Genomic DNA, 23,524 nt, shown 5'->3' with positions numbered 1-23,524 from the left:
ACGACCATGCCGCAGCTCGGGTTCGCACAGACTTTCTGGGATGCTTACGACACCCTTGAGAGGCAGGTCAAGGCCGGGGTCAAGAAAGCGATGCGCAAATTCCAGGAACTGACCGTCGCCGAACTGTACGCGGACAAGGGCCTGCACCTGGAGTCGGTCGACAACGCGCGCGATCCGCGGATGCGGACCATTCGCATCACCGACTTCTGGCGCGGGGTCGTGCTGGCACCGGACGACGGAAGTGAGATCTTCCTGCTGGTCAACGTCGTCCCGCACGATGACGCATACACGTGGGCGGCGAAGCGGCTTTACACGGTCAACACCGCGACACGGGCGGTCGAGGTTCGCAATGTCGTCGCCATCGAGCAGCTCACCCCGCCGTTGGAACAGGCTGCGAGCCAGGCACCGGCCCGGCTGTTCGCGAAGCACTCCGACACCGTGCTGCGCGACCTCGGGATCGACGCCGGGGTTCTGCGTGCCGCGCGGGCGATGACCGACAAGAGTCAGCTGGAGGCGTTCGGCGGACTACTGCCCGAAGACCAGTTCGAGGTGCTGCAGTTCCTCGCCGAAGGATTCACCCCCGAAGACGTCTACCGCGACGTCGTGGCCGAACGGCGTCCGGCGGAAAGCGACACCGACGACAGCCTCGCCCGGGCGATCATCAACACCCGGAGCCGGATCACCCTGGTCACCAGCCCGGACGAGCTCGCCGAGATCCTGGAGAAGCCGTTCGCGGCGTGGCGGGTATTCCTGCACCCGTCGCAACGACGCGTGGCGTATCGGGTTTCCTACAACGGGCCGGCGCAGGTGACCGGCGGTCCGGGTACCGGCAAGACGGTTGTGGCGCTGCACCGGGTCAAGCACCTCCTGTCCCGCTCCCCGGACAGCCGGATTCTGCTCACCACCTTCACCAATGCGCTGGCCAAGACCCTGCGCGAGAACCTCGCCTTGCTGCTCGATGACGAGAGCCTGCTCGCCAGGGTCCAAGTAACCACTGTGGATGCCTACGCGAACCGGGTGGCCCGCGACGCTTCCGGCCAGACGCAGTCGCCGATCACCGACGCCGACGAACGTCAAATTTGGCGCCGGATCGCGCGAAAACTCGACCTGCCGTGGTCGGAGCAGTTCCTGGCCCAAGAGTTTCGCCACGTCGTGCTCGCGCAACATGTGAAGACCCGCGAGGACTATCTCCGCGTCGAACGTCATGGTCGCGGTGCGGCACTGCGCACGGCACAACGTGAGCAGATCTGGCAGGCGATCGACCAATTCCGCGCCGAGCAGCGGGCCGCGGGCACCACCACGCACCTGCAGATCTGCGACAGTGCTGCCGAACTGCTCGGCACGTCCGAGAATCACCGCTTCGACCACGTCGTCGTCGACGAAGCCCAGGATCTTCATCCGGCTCAGTGGCGGGTGCTGCGCGCCGCGGTCACGCCCGGCCCGGACGACCTGTTCATCACGGGTGACCCGCATCAGCGGATCTACGATTCCCGTGTGTCGCTGCGGTCGGTCGGGATCTCGGTGACCGGCCGCAGTAGCCGGCTGCGCATCAACTACCGCAGCACCGCGGAGATCTTGGCGTGGGCGACCGCCGTGATCGACGGGACCGCGGTCGACGATCTCGGCGGGGACGGCGTGGACAACCTGGCCGGCTATCGCTCGCTGCTGCACGGCAGACGGCCGGCCAGCGCGGGCTTTTCCTCAGCACAGGACGAGGCCGCGGCAGTGTCGGAACGCGTGCGCGACTGGATCGGGCAGGGCGTGGGCTCGACCGAGATCGCCGTCTGCGCCCGGTTCAACCTGACCCTGGACAAGGTGCACGACCAGCTCAAGACCGATGGCATCCCGGCGGTGCGCGTCCGGGATCAGCCGGCACCGGACGTCGAGGGTGTGCGGCTGGCGAGCATGCACGCCATGAAAGGTCTGGAGTTCCAGTGCGTCGCGGTGGTCGGGGTGAACGACAAGGCGGTGCCGTTCGCGAAGGAGATCACGCCCGCCGAAGTCGACGTGAAGCAGCACGAGAGCGATCTGCTCAAGGAACGCTGTCTGCTCTTCGTCGCGTGCACCCGAGCTCGTGACGCGCTGGCGGTGTCGTGGAGCGGCAACCCGAGCCCGTTCCTGCCGTAAGGCGTGGATGTCAACTTGCTGGTTCCACACCTCCGCCGGCGAGGGCTTCCGCCAAGGTGACCGCCAGGTCGGCACCGAGATCGGAAAGCTGCTGCAGGGCGGTCTGGAAGGCCGAGATCCGGCGGAACGCCTCGCCCAGAAGCCGTTGCCGGTCCAGGTCCAGCACCGGGATTTCGATGCGGCGCACGTCGATCCGGTGCGAACCGGACGGGCTTGCGGTAACCGGGTGGGCGCCGCGGATGTGGCCGAACTGAGGGTGGCGGTGCAAGCCCGTACTTTTCACGCCGTGGCGATGCGTCAGCTCGGCCACTTCTGGCCTGACGCCGGTTTGCCTGGTGGCAAACTGACGGTGCTCGACGATCAGAACGACGTCCTCCGGCGGGTCCTGTCGCAGGGATCCGTGGCCGTTACGACACGGACGTGGCGGCGCTCCGGAACGAGATCCAGTGGGCGAACGCCGTCGGCTCAGCCCCGCGGAGTACCCGGACGCGGCCAAAGCGGCGGGCCGCTCAGGTGTGCGTCCGGCGGAGGAACTGGCGGCGGCGTTCGAACGGTACGAGGCAGCGAAGCGGAACCAGGCCGTCCTCGACTTCGACGACGTGATCGAGCAATGCTCGGTCCTTCTCGAAGGGAACAGCGACATCGCGGCCAAGATCCGCGCCCAGTACAGCTGCTTCGTGGTGGACGAAGACCAGGACACCGATCCGTCGCAGGAACGCCTGCTGTCCGCCTGGCTCGGCGCTCGGGACAACGTCACGGTAGTCGGCGCTGAACCGCGACTACCGGTCTACGCCACAGATCGTCGCCGCGGCGAACAAACTGATGGCCCACAGTTCCACCGGGGTGAAGCTGGAAGGCCAGCGGCCGGACGGTCCGGAACCAGTGCGCCGTGAGTACGACGACGAGGCCGGTGAGCTGGACGGATTCGCCGACCGGATCACCGATCTGCTCGGTGGTGGAATCCCCGCTGCCGAAATCGCCGTGCTGGTCAGGACCAACAGCCAGACCGCGAAGGTGCGGGAGCGACTCACGAAGGCAGGTATTCGAGCCGAGGTCTTCGACGATACGAAGTTCTTCGAGATCAGCGAGATCCGTCAAGCGCTCGAAGCGCTCATGGACCACGCGATAGCGGCGCCGGACGAACCCGGGGCGGCAACGCTGCGAACCATCCTGGGAACACTTGGCTGCAACCCTGATGTCCGCCCGGCGCGGCTCGGTCCGGCACGTGTCCGGTGGACAACCTGAACACGCTCTTCCGGCTGGTTGAGCGGATGCCGGTCGAGGTCGCTGGGTCCGCACTGGCGCTTTCCGATGAACTCCGCCGTCGCGCCGAGGCCGATCACGCGCCACGGCTGGAGGACGTCGTCACTCTGGCCACGATGCACAAGGCAAAGGGGCTTGAATGGGACGTCGTTTTCCTGCCTGGCCTGACCAAGGGGTTCATGCCCATCGTTCATGCGAACACACCGGCCGCCGTCGAAGAGGAACGCCGCCTGCTCTACGTCGCCGTCACCCGGGCCAGGCATCGGTTGGAGTATTCCTACGCCGCGCACAGGGACGTCGGCCGGCCCAACAGCCCATCACCGTTTCTCGCGGCGCTGGTGCCGGACCGGCCGGCGGCCAGGTTCGAGCCACGAACAGCCGGTTCACAAGGCGCGGGCAACTATGCCACCGCGATCGAGTGCTGACCGCGGCGTTCGGCATGGGGCGGGTCAAGGCAGGTGGACGACTCGAAGCCGAGGTCGACTTCGGCGGCCTGGTCGGCGTCCGGAAGGTGCGCGTCTAGGATTTGAGTGCCCTCTGAGGGCATGCCAGGCCACCTTGCCCGACGGTCGTCGTCACCCAGGTGAGTGGTTCTCTACCCCTGGTCGACGCCCCGGTACCCCAAGCCGGACCACGTACCGCACCTGACCTGGACGGACCAGTCGGTCACCTGGTCGTGTCTGGTTTCGAACTGCTGAACAACAGTAGGTAACCTTCGTTAACGGGACGCGGGGAGCCGCTCCCACCGGCTGTTGCGGAGGGCTTCGTTGATCAAGCTCATGTTCGCCGACGACGAGGAACTGGTGCGCTCGGGGCTGCGCGCGATGATGTCCGGGGCCCAGGACATCGAGATCGTGGGCGAGGCGAGCGATGGCAGGTCCGCGGTGGAGGTCGCTCGGCGGTATCACCCGGACGTGGCGCTTCTCGACATCAAGATGCGGGCTCCCGACGACGGCATTCGCGCGCTGCGGGCCATCCTCGCCCTGCCCGATCCGCCCACCGTCGCCATGCTGACCACCTTCGACATCGACGAGTACGTCAGCCTCGCCCTGCGGCTCGGGGCCAACGGCTTCCTGCTGAAAGACATCGACCCGGCGGCGCTGCTCCGCGCGGTCAGGGACCTGGCCAGGGGCGGTGCCGTGCTCGATCCGGGCGTTGCCGCGCGGATGGTTCAGTCCCATCGGGACGAACAACGCGCTGCTCAGCCCGCCCGCAAGCTGCTTGCCTCACTCTCCGAACGCGAACGCGAGGTCGTTGCCCTGATCGGCCAAGGACTGAGCAACGCCGAGATCGGCGGGCGCCTTCACCTCTCCGAAGCCACCGTCAAGGGGTACGTCTCCGCCGTGCTCTCCAAGATCGGCGCGGCCAACCGGGTGCAGGCCGCGCTGCTGGCCTACCGCGGTGGACTCCTCGACCAATAAATGCTGCTCACCGGCCTGGAGTTCGTCGGGCTCGTCGCCTTCGCGGCGTCCGGGGCGCTCGCCGCCGTGCGGGCTCGGCTCGATGTCTTCGGTGTTGTCGTCGTCGGGCTCACCACCGCGCTCGGCGGCGGCGTCATCCGGGACGTCCTGCTCGGCATCCACCCGCCCACGACCCTGCGGAACTGGCTCTACCTCGCCGTCTGCGCCGGGACGGCTCTGCTCGTCTTCGTCTTCCACCCGCAGGTCGCGCGGCTGCGGCGGGGCGTGCTGCTCGCGGACGCGCTCGGGCTCGGTGTCTTCGCCACCGCCGGGACGACCATCGCGCTCAACGCCGGCGCGACCGTCTACGCCGCGTGTCTGATCGGGATGACGACCGGCATCGGCGGCGGGGCCGTGCGCGATCTCCTGCTCCGGGAAATACCGCTCGTCCTGCGGAAGGAGATTTACGCCGTCGCCGCGCTGGCCGGCTCGGTGCTCGTCGCCGTCGGTCACACTGTGCGACTGCCGGAAGGGCCGGTGACCGTTGTCGCCGCCGCCGTCGTGGTCACCGTCAGGATGCTCGCGCTCTGGCGGCGCTGGAACGCCCCGGTCGCGCGCGGTCCCGACTGAGAAATCCTTTGTGAGTTCTGCGTGTGTTCTTAGGCGGGTCTCAGCACGCTGCGTAAAACTAGCGGCATGCGCATCCTAGTGGTGGACGACGACCGCGCCGTCCGTGAGTCGCTCCGGCGGTCCCTGGAGTTCAACGGTTACCAGGTCCAGCTGGCGAGCGACGGTGCGCAGGCCCTGGAGGCGATCATCGCCGACCGGCCGGACGCGATGGTCCTGGACGTCATGATGCCCCGGCTCGACGGCCTCGAGGTGGCCCGCCGCCTGCGCAGCACCGGCGACGACCTGCCGATCCTCGTGCTCACCGCCCGTGACACCGTGTCCGACCGCGTGTCGGGGCTGGACGCCGGCGCCGACGACTACCTGCCGAAGCCGTTCGCGCTCGAGGAGCTGCTCGCCCGGCTGCGGGCGCTGCTGCGCCGTGCCGTCCCGGAGGGCCAGAACGGCCAGGCGTCGGAGGCCCTGTCCTTCGCGGACCTGACCCTCGACCCCGGCACGCGGGAGGTCCGCCGCGGCGGCCGCGAGATCAGCCTGACCCGCACCGAGTTCGCCCTGCTGGAACTGTTCCTTTCCTACCCGAAGCACGTCCTCACGCGTGGCCGGATCCTGGAGGAAGTATGGGGTTACGACTTCCCGACGTCGGGCAACGCACTGGAGGTCTACGTCGGCTATTTGCGCCGCAAGACGGAGGCGGAGGGGGAGCCGAGGCTGATCCACACGGTGCGGGGAGTGGGGTACGTCCTGAGGGAAACCCCGCCGTGACCGAACCCGGCGATCCCCACGGCACGCGCTGGGGGACGCGCCGGTTCTCGCTGCGCGGCCGGGTGACGCTGCTCGCCGCCGCCTGCGTCGCCGGCGCCGTCGCGCTGGTGTCGATCGGCGCGTACATGGTCGTGCGCAGCAACCTGTACCAGCAGCTGGACGACGGCCTCATGGCGCGCGCCCAGGCGGCGGTCGACTCGCCGCAGGTGCAGACCGAGCTGCGGCAGGTCCCCGGCGCGTTCCTCGCCAGCGCCGACCTGCAGATCGGGCAGCTCAACGCCGCGCCCGACGTCCAGCACGCCGTGATGACCTATCCGCTGTCGAGTTCGGCGCCGCCGTTCGACCAGCGCGAGCTGAACGTCGCCAACGGCGATTCGCCGGAGTCCTTGCGGACCGACTTCCGCACCGACAGCCGCGTGGTCGCGCTGCCGTCCGGGCACGGCGAGGCGATCGTGCTCGCCCAGTCGATGGGCCCGACCAAACGCACGCTGAACGAGCTCGCCCTGGTGCTGTTCCTGATCGGCGGCGCGGGCATCCTGGTCGCCGCCGCGGCGGGCACCGCGGTGGCGCGTGCCGGCCTGCGTCCGGTCGACCGGCTGACGTCGGCCGCCGAGCGCGTCGCCAAGACCGGCGACCTGCGGCCGATCCCGGTCAGCGGCGACGACGAGCTCGCGCGCCTCACCCAGACCTTCAACACCATGCTCGGCACGGTCGCTGACTCGCAGGAACGCCAGCGCCAGCTGGTCGCGGACGCCGGGCACGAGCTGCGGACACCGTTGACGTCGCTGCGCACCAACCTCGAGCTGCTGCTCGCCGCGAGCAAGCCGGGCGCGCCGCCGCTGCCGAACGAGGACCGCGTCGACATCGTCGCGGACATCAGCGGCCAGCTCGATGAGCTGACCCAGCTCATCGGCGACCTGGTCGAGCTCGCGCGCCAGGACGAGCCGCGCGAACGCTTCGAACGCGTCGAGCTGCTGGACGTCGTCGAACGGGCGCTCGACCGGGCCCGGCGGCGCGCGGGCGAGATCAACTTCGACGTCTCGCTGCAGCCGTGGGTGCTCACCGGCGACAACAGCTCGATTGAGCGCGCGGTGCTGAACCTGCTGGACAACGCGGTGAAGTTCTCGCCGCCGGACTCGACGGTCTGGGTGCGGCTCTACCCGCTCGGCGACGGCACCGCGGTCGTCGAGGTCGCGGACGCCGGCCCGGGCATTGCCGAAGAGGACCTGCCCAAGGTGTTCGACCGCTTCTACCGCTCGTCGGAGGCCCGGACGCTGCCCGGTTCGGGCCTCGGGCTGGCGATCGTGAAACACGCGGCCGAGCGGCACGGCGGGGCGGTGTACGCCTCTAGGGCTCCTGAAGGTGGCGCGTTGATGACGATCCGGCTGCCGGGGGCGCCCGGCTGAACCATTCTCGGCCCCCGTCGGCCACTGTTCTTGCTTGCCGGCGCGTGGCTGCTCCTGGGGTTGCGCTCGTGACGCCGGTGGTGGGGTTGTTCGTCTGGAGCGTGGCACCCCATCTCCTGCCTGCGTCGTGACCTGCTGTTTCGAATTTCACCCGCACTGACCCTGCGGATCTTGTGTTGAATCGTGTAGGATTTTGTGTGGTTGAGGTGTGGACGGACGGAGTTGAACGGTGCTGGCGCGTCAGCGACAGGCGGTGATCCTGGAAGAGGCACGCCGGACCGGTGCGGTCCGGGTGAGTGACCTCGTCACCAGGCTGGGCGTGTCCGATATGACGGTGCGTCGCGACCTCGACGTCCTCGCCGGGCGCGGGCTCGTCGAGAAGGTCTACGGCGGCGCCACCTCGGTCGTCGGCAAGAGCACCGACGAACCCGGGTTCGAGGCCAAGTCCGTGCGCCAGCGGGCGCAGAAGGAAGCCATCGCCGAGCTCGCCTCGACGCTCGTCCGGCCCGGCACCGCGATCGGCATCTCCGCCGGCACGACCACGTGGACGCTGGCGCGGGCCCTCGACGCCATCCCCGGCCTCACCATCGTGACCAACTCGATCCAGGTCGCGGACGTGCTCCGCGGGTCGACGCAGCCGGATCGCACGGTCGTGCTCACCGGCGGGGTGCGGACGCCGTCGGACGCGCTGGTCGGGCCGGTCGCCGTGCACAGCCTGCGGTCGCTGCACCTCGACGCCGTCTTCCTCGGGGTGCACGGGATGGCCGACGGGCCGGGGTTCACGACGCCGAACCTCACCGAGAGCGAGACCGACCGCGCGCTGGTCGAGGCCGGGCGCAAGCTGGTCGTGCTCGCCGACCACACCAAATGGGGCACCGTCGGGATCTCCACGATCGCCGACCTGGACGAGGCCGACGTCGTCGTCACCGATGACGGGATTTCCGACGAGGCCAAGGAAATACTCGCCGAACGGGCGGGAGAACTCATGATCGCCGAGACGGCGGAGACGGACGAGGCCCAAGAAGCGTGAAGCGCACCGTACGACACCTGGCCGACGGCCGGGAGATCATCTACTTCGACCAGCCCGGCGCGCCCGACCGCGTCGCCGAGGACACCCGCGACCTGCCGCCGGTTTCGGCCGCGTCGGAGATCCGGCTGGACCCCCTGACGGGTGAATGGGTCGCGATGGCCGCACACCGGCAGACGCGGACCTACAAGCCACCCGCGGACCTCTGCCCGCTGTGCCCGAGCAAGCCCGGCAAACCGAGCGAGATCCCGGAAAGCGACTACGACGTCGTCGTCTTCGAGAACCGGTTCCCCTCCTTCGCCGAGGACGTCGTCGGCGAACCGTCCACTGTGGATGGTTTCGGGCTGGTGCCGGTGCGGCCCGGCCGCGGCCGCTGCGAGGTCGTCTGCTTCACCAGCAACCACGACGGTTCCTTCGGCCAGCTGAGCGCGAAGCAGGTGCGGGCCGTGATGGACGCGTGGGCGGACCGCACGGCCGGGCTGTCCGAGGTGCCCGGGGTGGAGCAGGTCTTCCCGTTCGAGAACCGCGGCGAGGAAATCGGCGTCACGCTGTCGCACCCGCACGGGCAGATCTACGGCTACCCGTTCGTCACGCCGAAGACCGAGCGCATGCTCGAAGTCGCCCGCGCCTACCAGGCCGAACACGGCCGCCCGGTGCTCGGCGACGTCCTGGCGGCCGAACGCAAGTCCGGCGCGCGCGTGGTGGCTTCCGGCGAGTACTGGACGGCGTACGTGCCGCCGGCCGCCCGCTGGCCGGTCCAGGTCCAGATCGTGCCCCACCGGCAGGTCCCGGACCTCCCCGCGCTGACCGACGCCGAGCGCGACGACTTCGCCGACGTCTACCTGGACGTGCTGCGCCGCTGCGACGCGCTGTACGACCGGCCGCTGCCGTACATCGCGGCGTGGCACCAGGCGCCGGTGCACCGCGACCGCGACCTCGGCTGGCTCCACCTGGAGCTGTTCTCCGTGCTGCGCGCGAAGGACAAGCTCAAGTACCTGGCGGGGTCCGAGTCGGGCATGGCGGTGTGGATCAACGACGCGACGCCGGAGCAGATCGCGGAACGGCTCCGCGCGGCGGGCTGAACCCGGCCATACTCATCTCCGATGCACAGGTTCGGCTCAGGAACCTCTCAGGACCATCGCGCAAGGTGAGGACATGACCGAGAACGACCCCAGCGCACACGACCCCGCGGCGCCGAGGCACCCCGAGACCGGCCGGCAGGCGGCTCAGGGCGGCTGGCCGGGGAGCTCGTACGGTGAGCAGGCCCAGCCCGAGTCCGGCGGCGCGCCGCAGTACTCCGAGCCGTCCTACCACGCGGTGACCGGGGCCGATCCGTCGTACGGCGCGCAGCACGCGAACCCCTGGTCCGCCCCGGGTGCGCAGATGCCGTCCGGCCAGAACCCGCAGAGCGTCTACCCGCCGCCGAACCCGTACGGGCAGCCCGGCACGGCCGTCTACAACGCGGCCCCGCCGCAGCCGAAGCGGTCCGGCGGGAAGCTGCTCGCCGGCGTCGCGCTGGTCGCGCTGCTGGTCGGCGGCGTCGCGGGCGGGACGGTCGGGTACCTGACCGGCGGGACGTCGGGCCCGGCCAGCAACGCGCTCAACGCGCCCAAGCCGGCCCAGCAGACCGGCAACGCGCCCGCCGGCACGGTCGAGGCGGTCGCGCAGAAGCTGTCGCCGAGCGTCGTCGAGCTGCAGGTCAGCGGGCAGCAGGGGGCGGGCGAGGGATCCGGGTTCGTCCTCAGTACCGACGGCTACATCCTGACCAACAACCACGTCGTCGAGGTCGCCGCGAACGGCGGGCAGATCCAGGCCGTGTTCCAGGACGGCAAGAAGGCCGCCGCCAAGGTCGTCGGCCGCGACCCGACGACCGACATCGCCGTGGTCAAGGTCAGCGGCGTCGGCAACCTGACCCCGGTGGAGCTCGGCCGGTCCGACGACCTGCGCGTCGGCCAGTCGGTGGTCGCCATCGGCTCGCCGTTCGAGCTGGCTGGCACGGTCACCTCGGGCATCGTCAGCTCGCTGCACCGGCCGGTGCGCGCCGGCGGCAGCACCGGCGACCAGACCACGGTGATGGACGCGGTCCAGACCGACGCGGCGATCAACCCCGGCAACTCGGGCGGCCCGCTCGCGAACATGGCGGGCCAGGTCATCGGCATCAACTCCGCGATCTACAGCCCGCAGTCGGCGAGCGGCGGCGGCCAGGGCGGTTCGGAAGGCGGCAACGTCGGCATCGGGTTCGCCATCCCGATCGACCAGGCGCGTCGCACCGCGGACACGATCATCAAGACCGGCCAGGCGGTGCAGACGTTCATCGGCGCCCAGGTCAAGGACGCCCCGCAGGGCGGCGCCGAGCTCGGCGCGATCAGCCCCGGCAGCCCGGCGGAGAAGGCCGGCTTGAAGGCGGGCGACGTGGTCGTCAAGATCGACGACCGCACCATCGACAAGGCCGACACGCTGGTCGCGGCAGTCCGCACGCGGGCGCCGGACGAGAAGGCGACGTTCACGCTCGCCGACGGCCGCACGGTCGAGGTGACGCTCGGCGGCCAGCCCGTCCAGCCCAACTGATCCGTTCCAGTCGCTCGGCCGCCCGGTGCGGCCGAGACCAACTTCGGCTCGACCCCCGCTTCCGGGGCCGGACCCACAAGGCCACGCGCGACCAGGCACTCGATGCCGGTCGCGCGTGGCCGCATTTATGCCCGATTCAGGTGCCTGGACGGTCGGTTCGCGTGCCTGGAGGGTCGGTTCGCGTGCCGGAAGGGGCATCTCGCGTGATTCGAGCGGCATCACGTGTGATTCGAGCGGCATCACGTGTGATTGGAGGGGCATCACGTGTGATTGGGCGGGCGACACGGTGGGACAGGGCCGTCAGGATGGCGACGAGCCAGACCGTGGCCACGGTGAGGGCCAGGCCGAGGGCAGGGTCGGTGTCGTGCAGGCCGGGCATCGGCGGGGTGCCGTACGGGCGCCAGAGCAGCGGGAACGCCAGGATCGCGAGCACGCCGGTGATCACCGTGGCGGCGACGACCGGGGCTTTCCACGGTCGCGGGAGGAGGCGGGCCAGGACGACGCCGAGCAGCGCCGTCAGCGGGGCGACGACCGCGTCGTTGAGGATCGGGCCGCCGACGATCCAGCCGACCGCGCCGAAGACGTCCGGACGCAGGGGCAGCGCGTACTCGGCGAACAGCACCACGCCCCACGCCAGCGCCGCCAGGCCCGGCAGGGCGAGAAGCGCACGGGCGATCTTCACAGCGCCTCCAGTTTCGTGACCCATTTCGTCTGCAGCACGCCGGGGCGGTTCGGGGCGATGATCCGGCACGGGAAGCCGTGGTCGGGGGCGAGGACCTCGTCGTTCAGCTCCAGGGCCAGCAGCGTCAGTTCGTCGGCCGTGTGTTCACCGGGCAGCACGCAGACGCCGTAGAGCCCGGAACGCTCCAAAGAGGACACTCGCACCGAGACGCCGGGCTGTGCCCCGGCGGCCTTGAGCAGTGTCGGCAGGGAGATTCCCCGCCAGGTGGCCGACTGGCTCCAGCCTTCCACGCACGCGATCGGCAGCTCGGCCGTCGTCTGCGGCAGGGCACGCAGCTCGTCGAGCGAGAACTCCGTCGTGCCGCGCGGGGTCACCACCGACAGGCGCCAGCTCGGCGACCACGCGATACCCGCGGCCGCTGCTGTGCGGTTCACCGGGAGGTTCTGGGTGCCTTTGCCGGTCTTCCAGGAAAGGGCGGAAACGCCACGGAGGAACGGGACGGTCGCGCCCGCGGTGGCCACGACCGCGACGCCGGTCGCCAGCCCGGTGGTGAGCAGGAATCCCCGCCGGGACAACCCCTCGGCCGGCGGCTCCTCGACGGTGGTCCGGCTCAGGGCGCGCCGGATGACCGGCAGCTTCACCGCGACGTGCACCAGAATCGAGCCGATCGCCAGCCACGCCACCGCGTAGTGCACCTGCGGGAAGTAGAAGCCCCACGGGTAGTTCTGCGCCACGTTCAGCAGCCCGGTCGTCAGCTCGAAGAACGCCGCACCGGACAGCACGAGGATCGACAGCCGCTCCAGGGCGTGCGGAAGCGAGCGGACCAGCGGACGGCCGAACAGCTTCGGGTAGACGCTCCACAGTTTCGCCAGGAGCAAGGGAATCGACGCGACTCCGGAGATCACGTGCAGCCCCTGCGTGACGCGGTACAGCCCGACCGGGCGGCTGGGCCAGAAGAACCACGTCGGCGGGTGCTGGATCAGGTGGCTGATCAGGCCCGTCACGAAGCACGTTGTGAAGGTGATCGCGAGCGCCAGCCCGATCTTCGACGTCACCCGTTCGTCGTGCGCGGACGCCTTGAACTGCTCTTCTTTCGGGATCGGCAGCTTCATGGCCGCTCCAACCGGGCGAACCAGCGGTGGCCGTGCCGGGTCGTCCAGACAACACGCAGTCCGACGCGCAGGGCGACCTGGGCGATCGCGTCCACCCCGACCCAGGCCCAGGTGAACCAGGCGACGTCGGCGTGCCCGGGCCGCAGCCGGACGCGCTCGTGCCGCAGGCCGTGCCCGGGTGGCTCCAGTTCGACGAGGACGTCGCCGTCGGCCGCGATGAGCTCCGCGACGCGCCGCAGCAGCGCCGCCGGGTCACCGCCGATGCCGATGTTGCCGTCGGCGAGCAGGGCGTGCCGCCACCGGCCTTCGCCCGGCAGGCGGTCGAAGACGTTGCGCTGCAGCGCGTTCCCGCCGCGACGGCGGGTCAGGTGGACGGCCGTGCGCGAGGTGTCCACCCCGAGCGCGGCGACCCCGCGCACGGCCAGCGCCGCGGTGAGCCTGCCGGGCCCGCATCCGATGTCGAGAGTGGGACCGGCACAGGCGTCGAGCAGGACGTCGTCGCCGTCGGAGGGCACGGTCCAGCGTTCGACCGGCAGCTCGATCCGCTCGCCGTTCGCCAGTTCGAGCCAGCACCGGTGGCCGAGCAGGCCGTGGTCGAACTCGTGGCCGGTGGTCGCCGGGGCGGTCATCACGCGGCCGCCCGTCCGCCGACCGCCGCGACGGCGCGGGCGAACCGGCCGTCGGGGCAGGTCGCCGCTACCGTGCGGGCGTCCGCCATGGTGTCCACATCGGACAACCGGGTGGCTCCGCCCGGCCGCAGCCCACACGCGACGAGCGCCCGCAGTGTGCGGATGCCGGTGTCGTCGCGGGACATCGGGACGCCCGCGAGGACTTGGGCGTGCCGAGGCTCGGCGAGCCCCAGCGCCCACCAGCCGCCGTCCACAGCAGGCCCGAGCACCGAATCCCGTCCGCCGTGCAGGATCGGTGCGGCCGCCGAGCCGAGGGACGCCGGCGTGACCTGCGGGGTGTCCATACCGATCTGCAGGATCGGCCGGCCGGAGTGCACCGCGGCGGCGTCCGCGTGGGCGTTCGCGAGCCGGGCGCCGAAGTCCCAGCCACGCTGCGGGATGGCGGTGACGCGCCGCAGCGCCACGGCGATTTCGGCGGCCCGCGCCGCGGCGCCGAGGTCGCCGGTCATGGCGACGACGGGCAGGGCACCGGGCACCGCGCAGACGGCGTCGAGCGTGTCGAGCAACGCGGCCGCGGCGATTTCGGCGGCCTGGGGCGGTGTGGCGGGCGGGCAAAGCCGGGTCTTGGCCAGCCCCGGGACCGGCGCCTTGGCCACGACCAGCAGGACGAACGGACGCGTCATCGGGCCAGCACCCGCCCGAAGTCGCGGACCGCGCGCAGCGTCCCCCGCACCGATCCGGACACCTTCGACTTCGTGCCCTTGGCACGCTCGCCGTAGCGGACGTCGAACTCGCGGACCCGCCACCCGGCGCGCTGCGCCTTGATCAGCAGCTCGAGGGGATAGCCGAAGGCCCGGTCGGCGACACCCAGGCGGAGCAGCGCCAGCCGGTCCGCGGCGCGCAGCGGCGCAATGTCCCGCACCGGCAGCCCGCGGCCCCGCAACAGGTGCGCCAGCACGACGTTGCCCGCCCGCGCGTGCCACGGCCACACACCGGGGCCGGTCGGCACGCGGCGTCCCACGGCCAGGTCCGCGCCGCCTTCGACGGCGGCCACCAGCCGCGGCAGATCGGTGAGGTCCAGGGACCCGTCGGCGTCGGCGAAGCACACGATGTCCGCGGTGGCAGCCTCCAGGCCCGCGTGCACGGCCGCGCCGTAGCCGCGACGCGGCTCGTGGACGACCTTCGCGCCGAGCGAGGCCGCCACTTCGGGCGAGCCGTCGGCGGAACCGTTGTCGACCACGATCGCGCGGTAGCCCGGTGGGAGGCCGGCCAGCACGCCGGGGAGGGCACCCGCTTCGTCGAGACAGGGCAGGACGACGTCCACGTCTGAGTCAGTCACGGTGCCGACCGTAAGTCCGCCCGGAACGCCGGAGAACCCTTGTGGCGCTTACCGAATCATGACATCCGAAGAGTTCTTACCGCGTCGTTACGGCTGCGGCTCCGGGCGCGCGGACCGCCTTCCGCGAACCTAGGGTGGATGACGATGAGCGAGCCGAATTCGGCAGCCCGGCTCGCCGAGCCGCCTGCCCGTGAACCTCATGCCGAACCCCATGCCGGACCCGATGGCCCGGCACGTGATCGGCGTGGGCGACGCGCCGATCTCCTCGCCGTGGCGGCGGCCGTGGTGCTCGTCGCCGCGGCCACGGCGGTCGGCCTGTACTACAACCGGCCGAACTCCGGTGTGGTCATCTTCGTGTCGTCGCCGCCGTTGTTCGCCGACTGGCTGCCGCACGTCGGCCCGGGCTCGGTGTTCGCCGTGCTCATCGCCGTCGCCGTGGTCCTCCATGGCCCGGCGCTGGCCGCCCGTCTGCCGTGGCGGCACGCGCTCGCGGCCGGTTACCTCGCCTCGCTCTCCTGGATCTTCTCGCTGGCGATGGTCGACGGCTGGTCCCGCGGGTTCGCCGGGCACCTCACCATTCCCCAGGAGTACCTCCACGAGGTGCCCGGCATCACCGACATCCCGCGGATGCTGCGTGAGTTCTCCTCCCGCATCCTCGACTTCCGGCCGGACTCGTGGACGACGCACGTGTCCGGGCACCCTCCGGGCGCGACGCTCGTCTTCGTCTGGCTGGACCGGCTCGGCCTGCACGGCGGCGCGTGGGCGGCCACGGCGGTTGTGCTGGTCGGCAGCCTGGTCGCGGTGGCGGTGCCCGCCACGGTCGCCCTGCTCGGCCGGCCCGAGGCGGCCCGTGCGGTGCTGCCGTTCGCCGTGCTCACCCCCGGCGCGGTGTGGATCGGCGTGTCGGCCGACGGCCTGTTCGCCGGGGTGACCGCCACCGGCCTGGCCCTGCTCGCGTTGTCCGCGAAGGGGTTCACCGATGGCCGCCGGTACGCCGTACCGGCCGGGCTGGCGGCCGGAGTCCTGCTCGGCTTCGGCATCTTCCTGTCGTACGGACTGGTCCTGCTCGGCCTGCTCGCGGTCGCCGTGGCTGTCCTCGGCAGGCAGTGGCTCGCGGCGGCCCTGGCGATCACCGCGGCGCTGGCCGTCGTCGGCCTCTTCGCGTGGGCGGGCTTCTGGTGGCTCGACGGCTATCACCTCGTCGTCGAGCGCTACTACCAGGGAGTCGCGCTGGTCCGGCCCTATTCGTACTGGGTCTGGGCGGATCTGGCGGCGGTGGCCGTCGCCCTCGGCCCCGCGGTGGTGGCCGCCCTCCGGCGAGGGCTCACCGAGACGTTCCTGCCACCGCGCCGTGCGGTGCTCGCCGACCCGGTCCTGCTCCTGGGCGTCGCCGCCCTGCTCACCATCGTCTTCGCCGACGTTTCGGGCCTGTCGAAAGCCGAGACCGAACGGATCTGGCTACCGTTCGGGGTGTGGTTGCTGCCGATGACGGCGTTGCTGCCGCGGCCAGGACGCCGGTGGTGGCTCGCCGCGCAGGCGGCGACGGCGCTGGCGGTCAACCACCTGCTGCTGACCGGCTGGTGAGGGAGACGTGATGAACGATCAGGCCGGGCGCGTGCTCGTGGTCGACGACGACGAGACGGTCCGCGACGTCGTCCGCCGCTACCTCGAGGTGGCCGGGTTCATCGTCGACATGGCCGGCGACGGCGCCGAGGGGCTGGCGAAGTTCGCCGCCCACGAGCCCGACCTCGTCGTCCTCGACGTGATGATGCCCGGGATCACCGGGCTGGAGGTGTGCAAGCGGCTCCGGCAGACCAGCCAGGTGCCGATCGTCATGCTCACCGCCCTCGGCGAGGAGGAGAACCGCATCGCCGGGCTCCAGCTCGGCGCCGACGACTACGTGACGAAACCCTTCAGCCCGAGGGAACTCGCCCTGCGGGTGGCCTCGGTGCTGCGCCGCGTGCGGATGCCACGCCCGGAACCGGTCGCCGCGGAGCTCGTGGACGGCGACCTGCGCCTGCAGATGACCGCGCGCACCGCGGCCCTCGGCGGCCGCGAACTGCCCCTCACCACCCGCGAGTTCGACCTGCTGGCGTACTTCCTCGCCCACCCCGGCGTCGCCTACTCACGCGCGGACCTGCTGGAGAAGGTGTGGGGCTGGGACTTCGGCGATCAGTCCACAGTGACCGTCCACGTGCGACGGTTGCGCGAGAAGATCGAGCGCGACCCGGCCAAGCCGGTCCGGGTGGCGACGGTGTGGGGTGTCGGCTACCGCTACGACCGGGAGCAATCGTGATCGGCTCAGGCGAGTCCTTTTCGGAGATGCTGACGCATCTCTGGCACATCCTGCCGTTCGCGCTGATGTTCTCGCTGCCGGTCGCGGCGCTGGGCGGTGTGGCGTTGTACGTCCTGCGCCGCGGTTCGCTGGCCACCACGCTCACCGTGCTGGTGCTGATCCCGGTGCTCGCCACGCTGGTCGGCGTCCTCGGGATCAGCGGTTTCATGTTCACCCCGGCGCTGACCACGATGCTGCTGGTCTGCCTGCTCGTCGGGCTGGTCACCGTGCCGGCGGCGATCATCCTCGGCCGGGCGATCGCGCGCCGCAGCGTGTGGGAGCGGGAAGCGCGCGAGCGGGAGCGCGCGGCCGAGGCGTCCCGGCGCGAGCTGGTCGCCTGGATCAGCCACGACCTGCGCAGCCCGCTGGCCGGCATCCAGGCGATGGCCGAAGCACTGGCCGACGGCGTGGTCTCCCAACGCCACGAGGTCGCCGACTACGCCCAGCGGATCAGCGGCGAGACCCGGCGGCTGTCCGCGATGGTCGGCGACCTGTTCGAGCTCTCCCGGATCACCGCCGGCGCCCTGGAGCTCACCATGTCCGCCGTGCCGCTGCGGGACGTCGTCAGCGACGCCGTCGCCGCCCAGTCCCCGGTCGCCGAGCGGAAGCGGGTACGGGTGCTCGCCAACGCGTCGACCTGGCCGGTGGTGACGGGCAGCGACCCGGAACTGGCCCGGATCGTGCGGAACCTGGTGTCCAACGCGATCCGGCACACCCCGCCGGACGGGACGGTCGCCGTGCAGATTGGCGTCGACGGCAACGAGGCCTTGCTGGCCGTCGACGACTCTTGCGGCGGCATCCCCGACGACGAGATCAACCGGGTGTTCGACGTCGCGTTCCGCGGGACGCAGGCGCGGACCCCCGAGCGCGGCGGCACCACCAGCGGCGGCGGGCTCGGCCTGGCCATCGCCAAGGGCCTGGTCGAGGCCCACCGCGGGAAGATCGGCGTCCACAACCACGGACCGGGGTGCCGGTTCGAAGTCCGCCTGCCGCTGGCGATGTCCTAGAGGCCGTAGACCCGGGTCATCGCGCGCAGGGTCCGGACGACTTCCGCTCGCAACGCTTCCGGTGCGACGACCTCGACGTCGGCGCCGAACTTGAGCAGTCCGGGCACGGCGGCCTCGACCGATTCGATCGGGATCTCGAGCTCGGTCCAGCCCGCCGCGTCCGGCCCGGTCCTCGTCTTCCGGGCCACGACAGGGTCGTCGGGCAGAGCAGCGTCGGCGGCCAGGGCCGGTTCGAGCAGCTCGGGTAGCCGCTCGAGGCCACGACGGGAGAGCCGGAGGACCGCGGTGTCCCGGTGCCGGCGCCGGTCGAAGTGGTCGAGGTAGTTCTCCCAATGGCTCGCCAGGTCGAACCCTTCGGCTCGTTCGAACCGCTCGGGGAGGACGTCCACGTCGAGGATCCGGGAGATCCGGTAGGTCCGGAACTGCTCCCCGCCGCGGGCCACGAGGTACCAGTTTCCCGCCTTCAGGACCAGTCCGTGGGGCTGCACGGTCCGGCTGATCTCGTGCGGCTCCGCCCAGCGCAAGTAGCGGATCCGCAGGGCGTGCCGGTCACGGGTGGCGTCCGCGATCGGCGCCAGGTGCGGGGGTCGTTCGGCGCGGAGGTACCACGACGGGAGGTCGACGTGGAACCGGCCGGCGGCGCGGCCGGCGCGGTCGCGCAGCTCGGCGGGCAACGCGGCCATGAGCTTGAGCTGCGCGGCGGTCGTCGCTGCCGTCAGGCCCAGCTGGGCCGCCGCGGCTGGGAGCCCGGTCAGGAACAGTGCCTCGGCTTCGTCCGCGGTGAGGCCGGTCAGCCGGGTCCGGTAGCCGTCGAGCAGCCGGTAGCCGCCGTCGTGCCCCGGCTCGCCGTACACCGGCACACCGGCGGCGCCGAGCGAATCGACGTCCCGGTAGATCGTCCGGACCGACACCTCCAGGGCGTCCGCCAGTTCCCGAGCGGTCATCCGGTCCCTGGTCTGCAAAAGCAGCAGCAGGGACACCAGGCGAGTCGCACGCATGTCCGGAAGTCTGCCCGGATCCACTGACGAAAGGTGTCAGGGAACCCGCTCTAGCTTCCTGACCATGACCTCGAACTTGATCAGCCGCTACGTGGCGGTGTGGAACGAGCCGGACGCCGCCGTGCGGCGCAGCGCCGTGGCGCAGCTGTGGGCCGAAGACGGCGTGCAGTACACCGAAACCGCCGAGCACCGGGGACACGACGCGCTCCAGGCCCGGGTCACCGCCGCTTACGACCGGTTCGTCGCGACCGGGGAGTTCGTCTTCGTCGCGGCGGACGACGTCGTGACCCACCACGACGCGGTCACGTTCACCACTCACATGGTTCCCGCGACGGGTGGCGCCCCGGTGTGGAGCGGCACCATCTTCCTCCTGCTCGACGCGGACGGCCGGATCCGGCACGACCACCAGTTCACCGGGGCGGAGGCGAGCACCCGGGCGGCCGTGACCGAGTTCCTCGCCCGGCTGGCGGAAGGGAACCCGGACCGGATCGCCGAACTGTTCGCGGACGGCGTCGACCGGCAGCTTGACTGGCAGCTCGATTGGCCGGAGGCCGGGCACGCCGCGGTGCCGTGGATCCGGCCGCGGTCGACGCGCGCCGACGTTGCCGACCACTTCCGCCAGTTGAACGAGTTCCACGGGGAGCGGGGTGGAGTGATGTCGAGGGTCCTGGTCGACGGCCGGGACGCGGTGGTGCTCGGAGAGATCCGCCAGACGGTGAAGGCCACCGGTCGGGCGTACAGCGCCCGCTGCGCCCTTCACCTCACCGTTGACAGTGGTGTGATCACCCGCTACCACGTCTACGAGGACAGCCTCGCCGTCGCGCGGGCGTTCACGGACTAAACGCCAACGGGGGCGCGCAGTTCCGCCGTCGCGAAGTCGGCGATTCCCGCTTCGAAGCCGATTTCCGCGGTGAAGCCCAGCAGTGCGCGGGCGCGGGCCGGATCGGCGACGACGTGCCGGACGTCGGCGGGACGCGCGCCGCCGATCACCCGGGGCGCCGGGCCGTCGCACGCCCGTGCCAGCTCCTCCGCCAGCTCGCCGACCGTGTGCGGGGTCCCGGAGCAGACGTTCACCGGCGTGAGATCGCCCGCCGGGCCGTCCGTGCGCAGCGCCAGGACGTTCGCCCTCGCGACGTCGTGCACGTGGACGAAGTCGCGTTGCTGGCGGCCGTCCTCGAGGACGGCCGGTGCCTCGCCGCGCACGAGCGCCGAGCGGAAGAGCGACGCGACCCCGGCGTACGGCGTGTTCTGCGGCATCCGCGGGCCGTAGACGTTGTGGTAGCGCATCGCCCACACGCTGCCGCCCGTCTGCCGTGCCCACGCACCGGCCAGGTGTTCCTGCGCGAGCTTCGTCGCCGCGTACGTGCTGCGCGGGTTCAGCGGCGCGTCCTCGGGCACGAGCTCCCAGCCCAGCTCGGCCGCGCACGAGGGACACCTCGGCTCGAACCGGCCGGCGTCCACATCGGACCGGCGACGCGGCGACGGTGCCACCACGCCGTGGTCCGGGCACGAATACCGGCCTTCGCCGTAGACGACCATCGACGACGCCAGCACCAGCTTCCGCACCCCGGCCGCGTGCATCCCGGCCAGCAGCACCGCCGTGCCGTAGTCGTTGTGCAGGGCGTACGACGGCGCGTCCGACGGGTCGATCCCGTGCCCGACCACCGCCGCCTGGTGGCACACCGCGTCGACGCCGTTCAGCAGCTCCGCGACGATTTCGGCGTCGGTGACGTCGCCGCGCAGGAAGCGGTGCCTGCCGGTGTACGGCGGCGGGGCAGGGGATCCGTGGGCCGTCGGGAGCAGGTTGTCCAGCACCACGACCTCGTCACCCCCGTCCGCCAGGAGATCGGCGATGTGAGACCCGATGAACCCGGCTCCGCCGGTGACCAGCACGCGCATACCGGCCACGCTAGGGGGCCGGGCCGGGGCGCACCCCGGCTAGCGGGCCCACGTCACCAAATCGTCAGAACTCACCCGGCACCTCCCGGCGCCGGGTGACCGAAACCGACTACGGTGGGCGCCATGGAACGGAGTGCACAACGGCTGGGCCGGGCCCTCGTGGTCATCGTGGACGATCGCGTGGCGCACGGGGAGCACGAGGACACCACTGGCCCGCTGGTCACGGAGCTGCTCGAAGAAGCGGGCTTCATCGTCGACGGTGTCGTGGTCGTCGAAGCCGAGACCGCGGGAATCCGCAACGCGCTCAACACCGCCGTGATCGGCGGCGCCGACCTGGTGATCACCGTCGGCGGCACCGGTGTGCTGCCGCGTGACCGCACCCCCGACGCCACCGCCGGTGTGCTCGACCGCCCCATCCCGGGCATCAGCGAAGCGATCCGCGCGTCCGGCCTGGCCGCCGGCGCGGTCGACGCCGGGATTTCGCGCGGGCTCGCCGGGGTGTCGGGCAGCACCCTGGTGGTCAACCTCGCCGGCTCGCGCTCCGCGGTCCGCGACGGGATGGCGACGCTGACCTCGCTCGTGCCGCACGTGATCGACGAGCTTTCTGGCATCGAAGAGGTGTGACCGGGCCGGACCTGGACGAGATCGAGGCCTGGTTCGACGGTGTCCTCTCCGGACGGGCCACCCGGGACGAGGCCGATCGCTGGGCCATGCAGTGGCTCAGCGACGACTTCGCGGGCCGGGTCGATCTCGACGAGGACCAGCTCTGGGCGCTCGAGATGCTCGCGGGCATCGACCTCCCGTCCGGGCCGGGTACCGGCTATCTGCACAGCGAGGAGCAGATCCGCGGCTGGCGGGACGAGGTGCGGGCGCACCCCCGCCGGTCGAGGTTCTCTCTGGAGTTGTCAAACAACGGGTCGTGGGAGACTGGGGGCATGCCCGGTCAGAAACGCGACCCCAAGGCCGGTAGCGACCAGCGCCGCCGGGTCGACGAGATCTTCGGGGACGTCCTGCCCGAGACGACCTCCGACGAGCGCGATCCCGAGCGGCGTTCCGGCCTCCCGGACGACTGGTACCGGGAGAACCGGCCACCGCACCACGACCGCTGACCGGCGTCAGCCGCGGTCGGTGTCGCGCTGGTACTGCGCGCGCAGCAGGTCGCGGATCTCGATCAGCAGCTCCACGTCCGTCGGCTCCGACGGACCCGGCTCCTGGCCGCGCTTGCGGCGTTCCTGCAGCTTCTTCACCGGCATCACGATCACGAAGTAGACCACCGCCGCGACCAGCACGAAGTTGATCGCGGCGTTGATGACGCCGCCGAAGTCCAGGAACGTCGCCTTGTTGTTGTCGAAGATCTGGTACCCGAGGCCGTTCGCGGCGTCGGTCCCGCCGATCGTGCTGATCAGCGGCTTGATCAGGCCGCTGGTGAACGCCGTGACGATCGTCGTGAACGCCGAGCCGATGACCACCGCGACGGCGAGGTCGACGACGTTGCCGCGCATCAGGAAGTCCTTGAAGCCTTTGAACACCTTGCACTCCTCACGAACCGGAAGGGGACGCCGTCGCCCGTCTCGGCGGGCGTGGGCTAGCGGAGAGTAACCGTCACCGGACGCTCCAGTGAAATCGCCGCCACCCTGGTCGCGGTCGCTTCGGGGAGCCGGAGCAGCACGAGTGGTCCCTTGTCGGGTGGGCCGAGCGCCTTCGGCGTCGTGTCTTGGTGCTCCACCTCGACCACCGTCGCGCCGGCGGCCAGCACCGACGCGGACGTCCCCGGTTCGGACGCGGCCACGACGTCGACGCGCCGGCCGGGCGCCAGCAGTCCGGCGACGGCCGCGTCGGCCAGCCGGACCGGCACGGTCGCCGTCCCGGGATCACCCGAGCCGGCGAGGGCCGTGGCCAAGCGGACGTCGGTCAGGGGTTCACCGGCACGGACGGCGCCCGCCAGCAGGCGCCCGTCAACGGCGTCCAGGGTGCTCAGCGAGCCCTCGGGCCGCGTTTCGTCGGGAAGGTCGGCCAGCCGGACGTCGCCGGCGCGCAGAGTCGCGCCAACGGGCAGGTCGTGGGCGGCGACGACGGTCGGAGTCGTCGGCGCGCCCCGCGCGGAACCGGGGTAGGCGAACAGCAGCGCCCCGGTCAACAGCAGGCAGGCGGCGAGCCCGCGGCGGATCAGCCGCGTCCGCCTGCCCGGCAGCAGGGTGAAAACGGGTGGGTGGAGCTTCGACAGGACGTCCACAGGGCCCCCTCGGCCGGATCGGATGCGGCGGTGTGCCGCACGAGATCGACGTTAGGGAAGCCGGACGTGCCGCCGGAAGGGCCGCGTCCGGCATCTGTGGACAACCGGGG

The 23,524-nt window shown here is 71.1% G+C and carries 26 protein-coding genes and 1 pseudogene; 17 read left to right on the top strand and 10 right to left on the bottom strand.

The features are described from left to right. Positions 1-6: 6 nt before the first annotated feature. Entirely contained in the window at positions 7-2,127 is a 2,121-nt protein-coding gene (locus CF165_RS23935) for a DEAD/DEAH box helicase (RefSeq protein WP_093949780.1), read from the top strand. Between the two features lie 10 nt (positions 2,128-2,137). On the opposite strand, the gene CF165_RS23930 is transcribed toward CF165_RS23935, so the two are convergent. Beyond that, entirely contained in the window at positions 2,138-2,437 is a 300-nt protein-coding gene (locus CF165_RS23930; RefSeq protein ID WP_143268650.1) for a hypothetical protein, read from the bottom strand. A gap of 136 nt (positions 2,438-2,573) precedes the next feature. On the opposite strand from CF165_RS23930, the gene CF165_RS23925 reads away from it, so the two are divergent. The 10 genes from CF165_RS23925 (at position 2,574) to CF165_RS23880 (ending at position 11,180) form a co-directional block, all read left to right on the top strand. Beyond that, positions 2,574-3,020 carry a UvrD-helicase domain-containing protein gene (locus CF165_RS23925; RefSeq protein ID WP_158226823.1) on the top strand — a complete coding sequence of 149 codons (447 nt, stop codon included), beginning with the start codon at positions 2,574-2,576 and terminating at the stop codon, positions 3,018-3,020. Beyond that, positions 2,950-3,372 carry a 3'-5' exonuclease gene (locus CF165_RS23920; RefSeq protein WP_093949777.1) on the top strand — a complete coding sequence of 141 codons (423 nt, stop codon included), beginning with the start codon at positions 2,950-2,952 and terminating at the stop codon, positions 3,370-3,372. The genes CF165_RS23925 and CF165_RS23920 overlap by 71 nt, the downstream gene beginning before the upstream one ends. After that, positions 3,360-3,815 carry a 3'-5' exonuclease gene (locus tag CF165_RS23915; RefSeq protein ID WP_093949776.1) on the top strand — a complete coding sequence of 152 codons (456 nt, stop codon included), beginning with the start codon at positions 3,360-3,362 and terminating at the stop codon, positions 3,813-3,815. Before CF165_RS23920 ends, CF165_RS23915 begins: the two co-directional genes overlap by 13 nt. Before the next feature lie 342 nt (positions 3,816-4,157). Continuing rightward, a complete protein-coding gene (locus tag CF165_RS23910) occupies positions 4,158-4,811 on the top strand; it encodes a response regulator (protein WP_003087851.1) in 654 nt (217 codons plus the stop codon). Next, the gene (locus tag CF165_RS23905; protein WP_093949775.1) at positions 4,812-5,420 is read left to right on the top strand and encodes a trimeric intracellular cation channel family protein; all 609 of its coding nucleotides are present in this window, start codon (positions 4,812-4,814) and stop codon (positions 5,418-5,420) included. It begins immediately after the preceding gene. A 66-nt stretch (positions 5,421-5,486) separates the two neighbouring features. After that, positions 5,487-6,179: a response regulator transcription factor gene (locus CF165_RS23900; RefSeq protein ID WP_093949774.1), complete on the top strand. Its 693-nt coding sequence runs from the start codon at positions 5,487-5,489 to the stop codon at positions 6,177-6,179. Further along, positions 6,176-7,585 (top strand): sensor histidine kinase, encoded by a 1,410-nt coding sequence (locus CF165_RS23895; protein WP_093949773.1) that lies wholly within the window; start codon positions 6,176-6,178, stop codon positions 7,583-7,585. Before CF165_RS23900 ends, CF165_RS23895 begins: the two co-directional genes overlap by 4 nt. Positions 7,586-7,814: 229 nt before the next feature. Further along, positions 7,815-8,615, top strand: coding sequence for a DeoR/GlpR family DNA-binding transcription regulator (locus tag CF165_RS23890; RefSeq protein ID WP_093949772.1), 801 nt, complete (start codon positions 7,815-7,817; stop codon positions 8,613-8,615). Continuing rightward, entirely contained in the window at positions 8,612-9,694 is a 1,083-nt protein-coding gene (gene galT, locus CF165_RS23885) for a galactose-1-phosphate uridylyltransferase (RefSeq protein ID WP_093949771.1), read from the top strand. Before CF165_RS23890 ends, galT begins: the two co-directional genes overlap by 4 nt. A 73-nt stretch (positions 9,695-9,767) precedes the next feature. Beyond that, on the top strand, positions 9,768-11,180 hold the full coding sequence (locus tag CF165_RS23880; protein ID WP_093949770.1) for a S1C family serine protease: 1,413 nt from the start codon (positions 9,768-9,770) through the stop codon (positions 11,178-11,180). A gap of 136 nt (positions 11,181-11,316) precedes the next feature. Here CF165_RS23880 and CF165_RS23875 read toward each other — a convergent pair whose 3' ends face one another. Genes CF165_RS23875 through CF165_RS23855 form a run of 5 tightly spaced genes read right to left on the bottom strand, consistent with a single transcriptional unit; the run spans position 11,317 to position 14,927 of the window. Next, entirely contained in the window at positions 11,317-11,862 is a 546-nt protein-coding gene (locus tag CF165_RS23875) for a hypothetical protein (RefSeq protein ID WP_093949769.1), read from the bottom strand. Then, positions 11,859-12,974, bottom strand: a complete 1,116-nt coding sequence (locus CF165_RS23870) for a molybdopterin-dependent oxidoreductase (RefSeq protein WP_093949768.1) — start codon at positions 12,972-12,974, stop codon at positions 11,859-11,861. Before CF165_RS23870 ends, CF165_RS23875 begins: the two co-directional genes overlap by 4 nt. Then, positions 12,971-13,603 carry a methyltransferase domain-containing protein gene (locus CF165_RS23865; protein ID WP_093949767.1) on the bottom strand — a complete coding sequence of 211 codons (633 nt, stop codon included), beginning with the start codon at positions 13,601-13,603 and terminating at the stop codon, positions 12,971-12,973. The genes CF165_RS23870 and CF165_RS23865 overlap by 4 nt, the downstream gene beginning before the upstream one ends. Further along, the gene (locus tag CF165_RS23860) at positions 13,603-14,286 is read right to left on the bottom strand and encodes a TIGR04282 family arsenosugar biosynthesis glycosyltransferase (protein WP_093949766.1); all 684 of its coding nucleotides are present in this window, start codon (positions 14,284-14,286) and stop codon (positions 13,603-13,605) included. Before CF165_RS23860 ends, CF165_RS23865 begins: the two co-directional genes overlap by 1 nt. Further along, positions 14,283-14,927 (bottom strand): glycosyltransferase family 2 protein, encoded by a 645-nt coding sequence (locus tag CF165_RS23855; RefSeq protein ID WP_093949765.1) that lies wholly within the window; start codon positions 14,925-14,927, stop codon positions 14,283-14,285. The genes CF165_RS23860 and CF165_RS23855 overlap by 4 nt, the downstream gene beginning before the upstream one ends. A 159-nt stretch (positions 14,928-15,086) precedes the next feature. On the opposite strand from CF165_RS23855, the gene CF165_RS23850 reads away from it, so the two are divergent. Genes CF165_RS23850 through CF165_RS23840 form a run of 3 tightly spaced genes read left to right on the top strand, consistent with a single transcriptional unit; the run spans position 15,087 to position 18,284 of the window. After that, on the top strand, positions 15,087-16,526 hold the full coding sequence (locus CF165_RS23850) for a hypothetical protein (RefSeq protein WP_093949764.1): 1,440 nt from the start codon (positions 15,087-15,089) through the stop codon (positions 16,524-16,526). A 10-nt stretch (positions 16,527-16,536) separates the two neighbouring features. Then, complete coding sequence (locus CF165_RS23845; RefSeq protein ID WP_093949763.1) at positions 16,537-17,238, top strand: response regulator transcription factor; 702 nt, start codon at positions 16,537-16,539, stop codon at positions 17,236-17,238. After that, the gene (locus CF165_RS23840; protein WP_093949762.1) at positions 17,235-18,284 is read left to right on the top strand and encodes a sensor histidine kinase; all 1,050 of its coding nucleotides are present in this window, start codon (positions 17,235-17,237) and stop codon (positions 18,282-18,284) included. Before CF165_RS23845 ends, CF165_RS23840 begins: the two co-directional genes overlap by 4 nt. Here CF165_RS23840 and CF165_RS23835 read toward each other — a convergent pair. Then, a complete protein-coding gene (locus CF165_RS23835) occupies positions 18,281-19,282 on the bottom strand; it encodes a helix-turn-helix transcriptional regulator (RefSeq protein ID WP_093949761.1) in 1,002 nt (333 codons plus the stop codon). The genes CF165_RS23840 and CF165_RS23835 overlap by 4 nt on opposite strands. A 64-nt stretch (positions 19,283-19,346) precedes the next feature. Between CF165_RS23835 and CF165_RS23830 the strand changes: the two genes are divergently transcribed. After that, complete coding sequence (locus CF165_RS23830) at positions 19,347-20,123, top strand: nuclear transport factor 2 family protein (protein ID WP_093949760.1); 777 nt, start codon at positions 19,347-19,349, stop codon at positions 20,121-20,123. Here CF165_RS23830 and CF165_RS23825 read toward each other — a convergent pair. After that, a complete protein-coding gene (locus CF165_RS23825) occupies positions 20,120-21,181 on the bottom strand; it encodes an NAD-dependent epimerase/dehydratase family protein (RefSeq protein ID WP_167441548.1) in 1,062 nt (353 codons plus the stop codon). The genes CF165_RS23830 and CF165_RS23825 overlap by 4 nt on opposite strands. Positions 21,182-21,304: 123 nt before the next feature. Here CF165_RS23825 and CF165_RS23820 point away from each other — a divergent pair, with 123 nt between their 5' ends. Both CF165_RS23820 and CF165_RS54210 read left to right on the top strand, forming a co-directional pair. Next, positions 21,305-21,805, top strand: coding sequence for a MogA/MoaB family molybdenum cofactor biosynthesis protein (locus tag CF165_RS23820; RefSeq protein WP_093949758.1), 501 nt, complete (start codon positions 21,305-21,307; stop codon positions 21,803-21,805). Continuing rightward, positions 21,802-21,981 (top strand): annotated as a pseudogene (locus CF165_RS54210) (hypothetical protein); the annotation flags it as partial. The gene CF165_RS23820 and the pseudogene CF165_RS54210, both read left to right, overlap by 4 nt. 315 nt (positions 21,982-22,296) lie before the next feature. Here the strand turns inward: CF165_RS54210 and mscL are convergent. Further along, complete coding sequence (mscL, locus tag CF165_RS23805; protein ID WP_093949757.1) at positions 22,297-22,710, bottom strand: large conductance mechanosensitive channel protein MscL; 414 nt, start codon at positions 22,708-22,710, stop codon at positions 22,297-22,299. A gap of 56 nt (positions 22,711-22,766) precedes the next feature. Beyond that, positions 22,767-23,414 (bottom strand): SAF domain-containing protein, encoded by a 648-nt coding sequence (locus CF165_RS23800; RefSeq protein WP_093949756.1) that lies wholly within the window; start codon positions 23,412-23,414, stop codon positions 22,767-22,769. Between the last annotated feature and the right edge of the window lie 110 nt (positions 23,415-23,524).

The sequence above is a fragment of the Amycolatopsis vastitatis genome, from assembly GCF_002234595.1.
GTDB lineage: Bacteria > Actinomycetota > Actinomycetes > Mycobacteriales > Pseudonocardiaceae > Amycolatopsis > Amycolatopsis vastitatis.
Note: the sequence above shows the minus strand (reverse complement) of the source record. Positions and strands in the feature narration are given on the sequence as shown.

Coding starts and splice junctions, on each gene's coding strand:
- CF165_RS23820 (WP_093949758.1), top strand. CDS start 21,305: ATGGAACGGAGTGCACAACGGCTGGGCCGGGCCCTCGTGGTCATCGTG.
- CF165_RS23865 (WP_093949767.1), bottom strand. CDS start 13,603: ATGACCGCCCCGGCGACCACCGGCCACGAGTTCGACCACGGCCTGCTC.
- CF165_RS23880 (WP_093949770.1), top strand. CDS start 9,768: ATGACCGAGAACGACCCCAGCGCACACGACCCCGCGGCGCCGAGGCAC.
- CF165_RS23870 (WP_093949768.1), bottom strand. CDS start 12,974: ATGAAGCTGCCGATCCCGAAAGAAGAGCAGTTCAAGGCGTCCGCGCAC.
- CF165_RS23845 (WP_093949763.1), top strand. CDS start 16,537: ATGAACGATCAGGCCGGGCGCGTGCTCGTGGTCGACGACGACGAGACG.
- CF165_RS23825 (WP_167441548.1), bottom strand. CDS start 21,181: ATGCGCGTGCTGGTCACCGGCGGAGCCGGGTTCATCGGGTCTCACATC.
- CF165_RS23935 (WP_093949780.1), top strand. CDS start 7: ATGCCGCAGCTCGGGTTCGCACAGACTTTCTGGGATGCTTACGACACC.
- CF165_RS23905 (WP_093949775.1), top strand. CDS start 4,812: ATGCTGCTCACCGGCCTGGAGTTCGTCGGGCTCGTCGCCTTCGCGGCG.
- CF165_RS23850 (WP_093949764.1), top strand. CDS start 15,087: ATGAGCGAGCCGAATTCGGCAGCCCGGCTCGCCGAGCCGCCTGCCCGT.
- CF165_RS23835 (WP_093949761.1), bottom strand. CDS start 19,282: ATGCGTGCGACTCGCCTGGTGTCCCTGCTGCTGCTTTTGCAGACCAGG.
- CF165_RS23830 (WP_093949760.1), top strand. CDS start 19,347: ATGACCTCGAACTTGATCAGCCGCTACGTGGCGGTGTGGAACGAGCCG.
- CF165_RS23860 (WP_093949766.1), bottom strand. CDS start 14,286: ATGACGCGTCCGTTCGTCCTGCTGGTCGTGGCCAAGGCGCCGGTCCCG.
- CF165_RS23920 (WP_093949777.1), top strand. CDS start 2,950: ATGGCCCACAGTTCCACCGGGGTGAAGCTGGAAGGCCAGCGGCCGGAC.
- CF165_RS23900 (WP_093949774.1), top strand. CDS start 5,487: ATGCGCATCCTAGTGGTGGACGACGACCGCGCCGTCCGTGAGTCGCTC.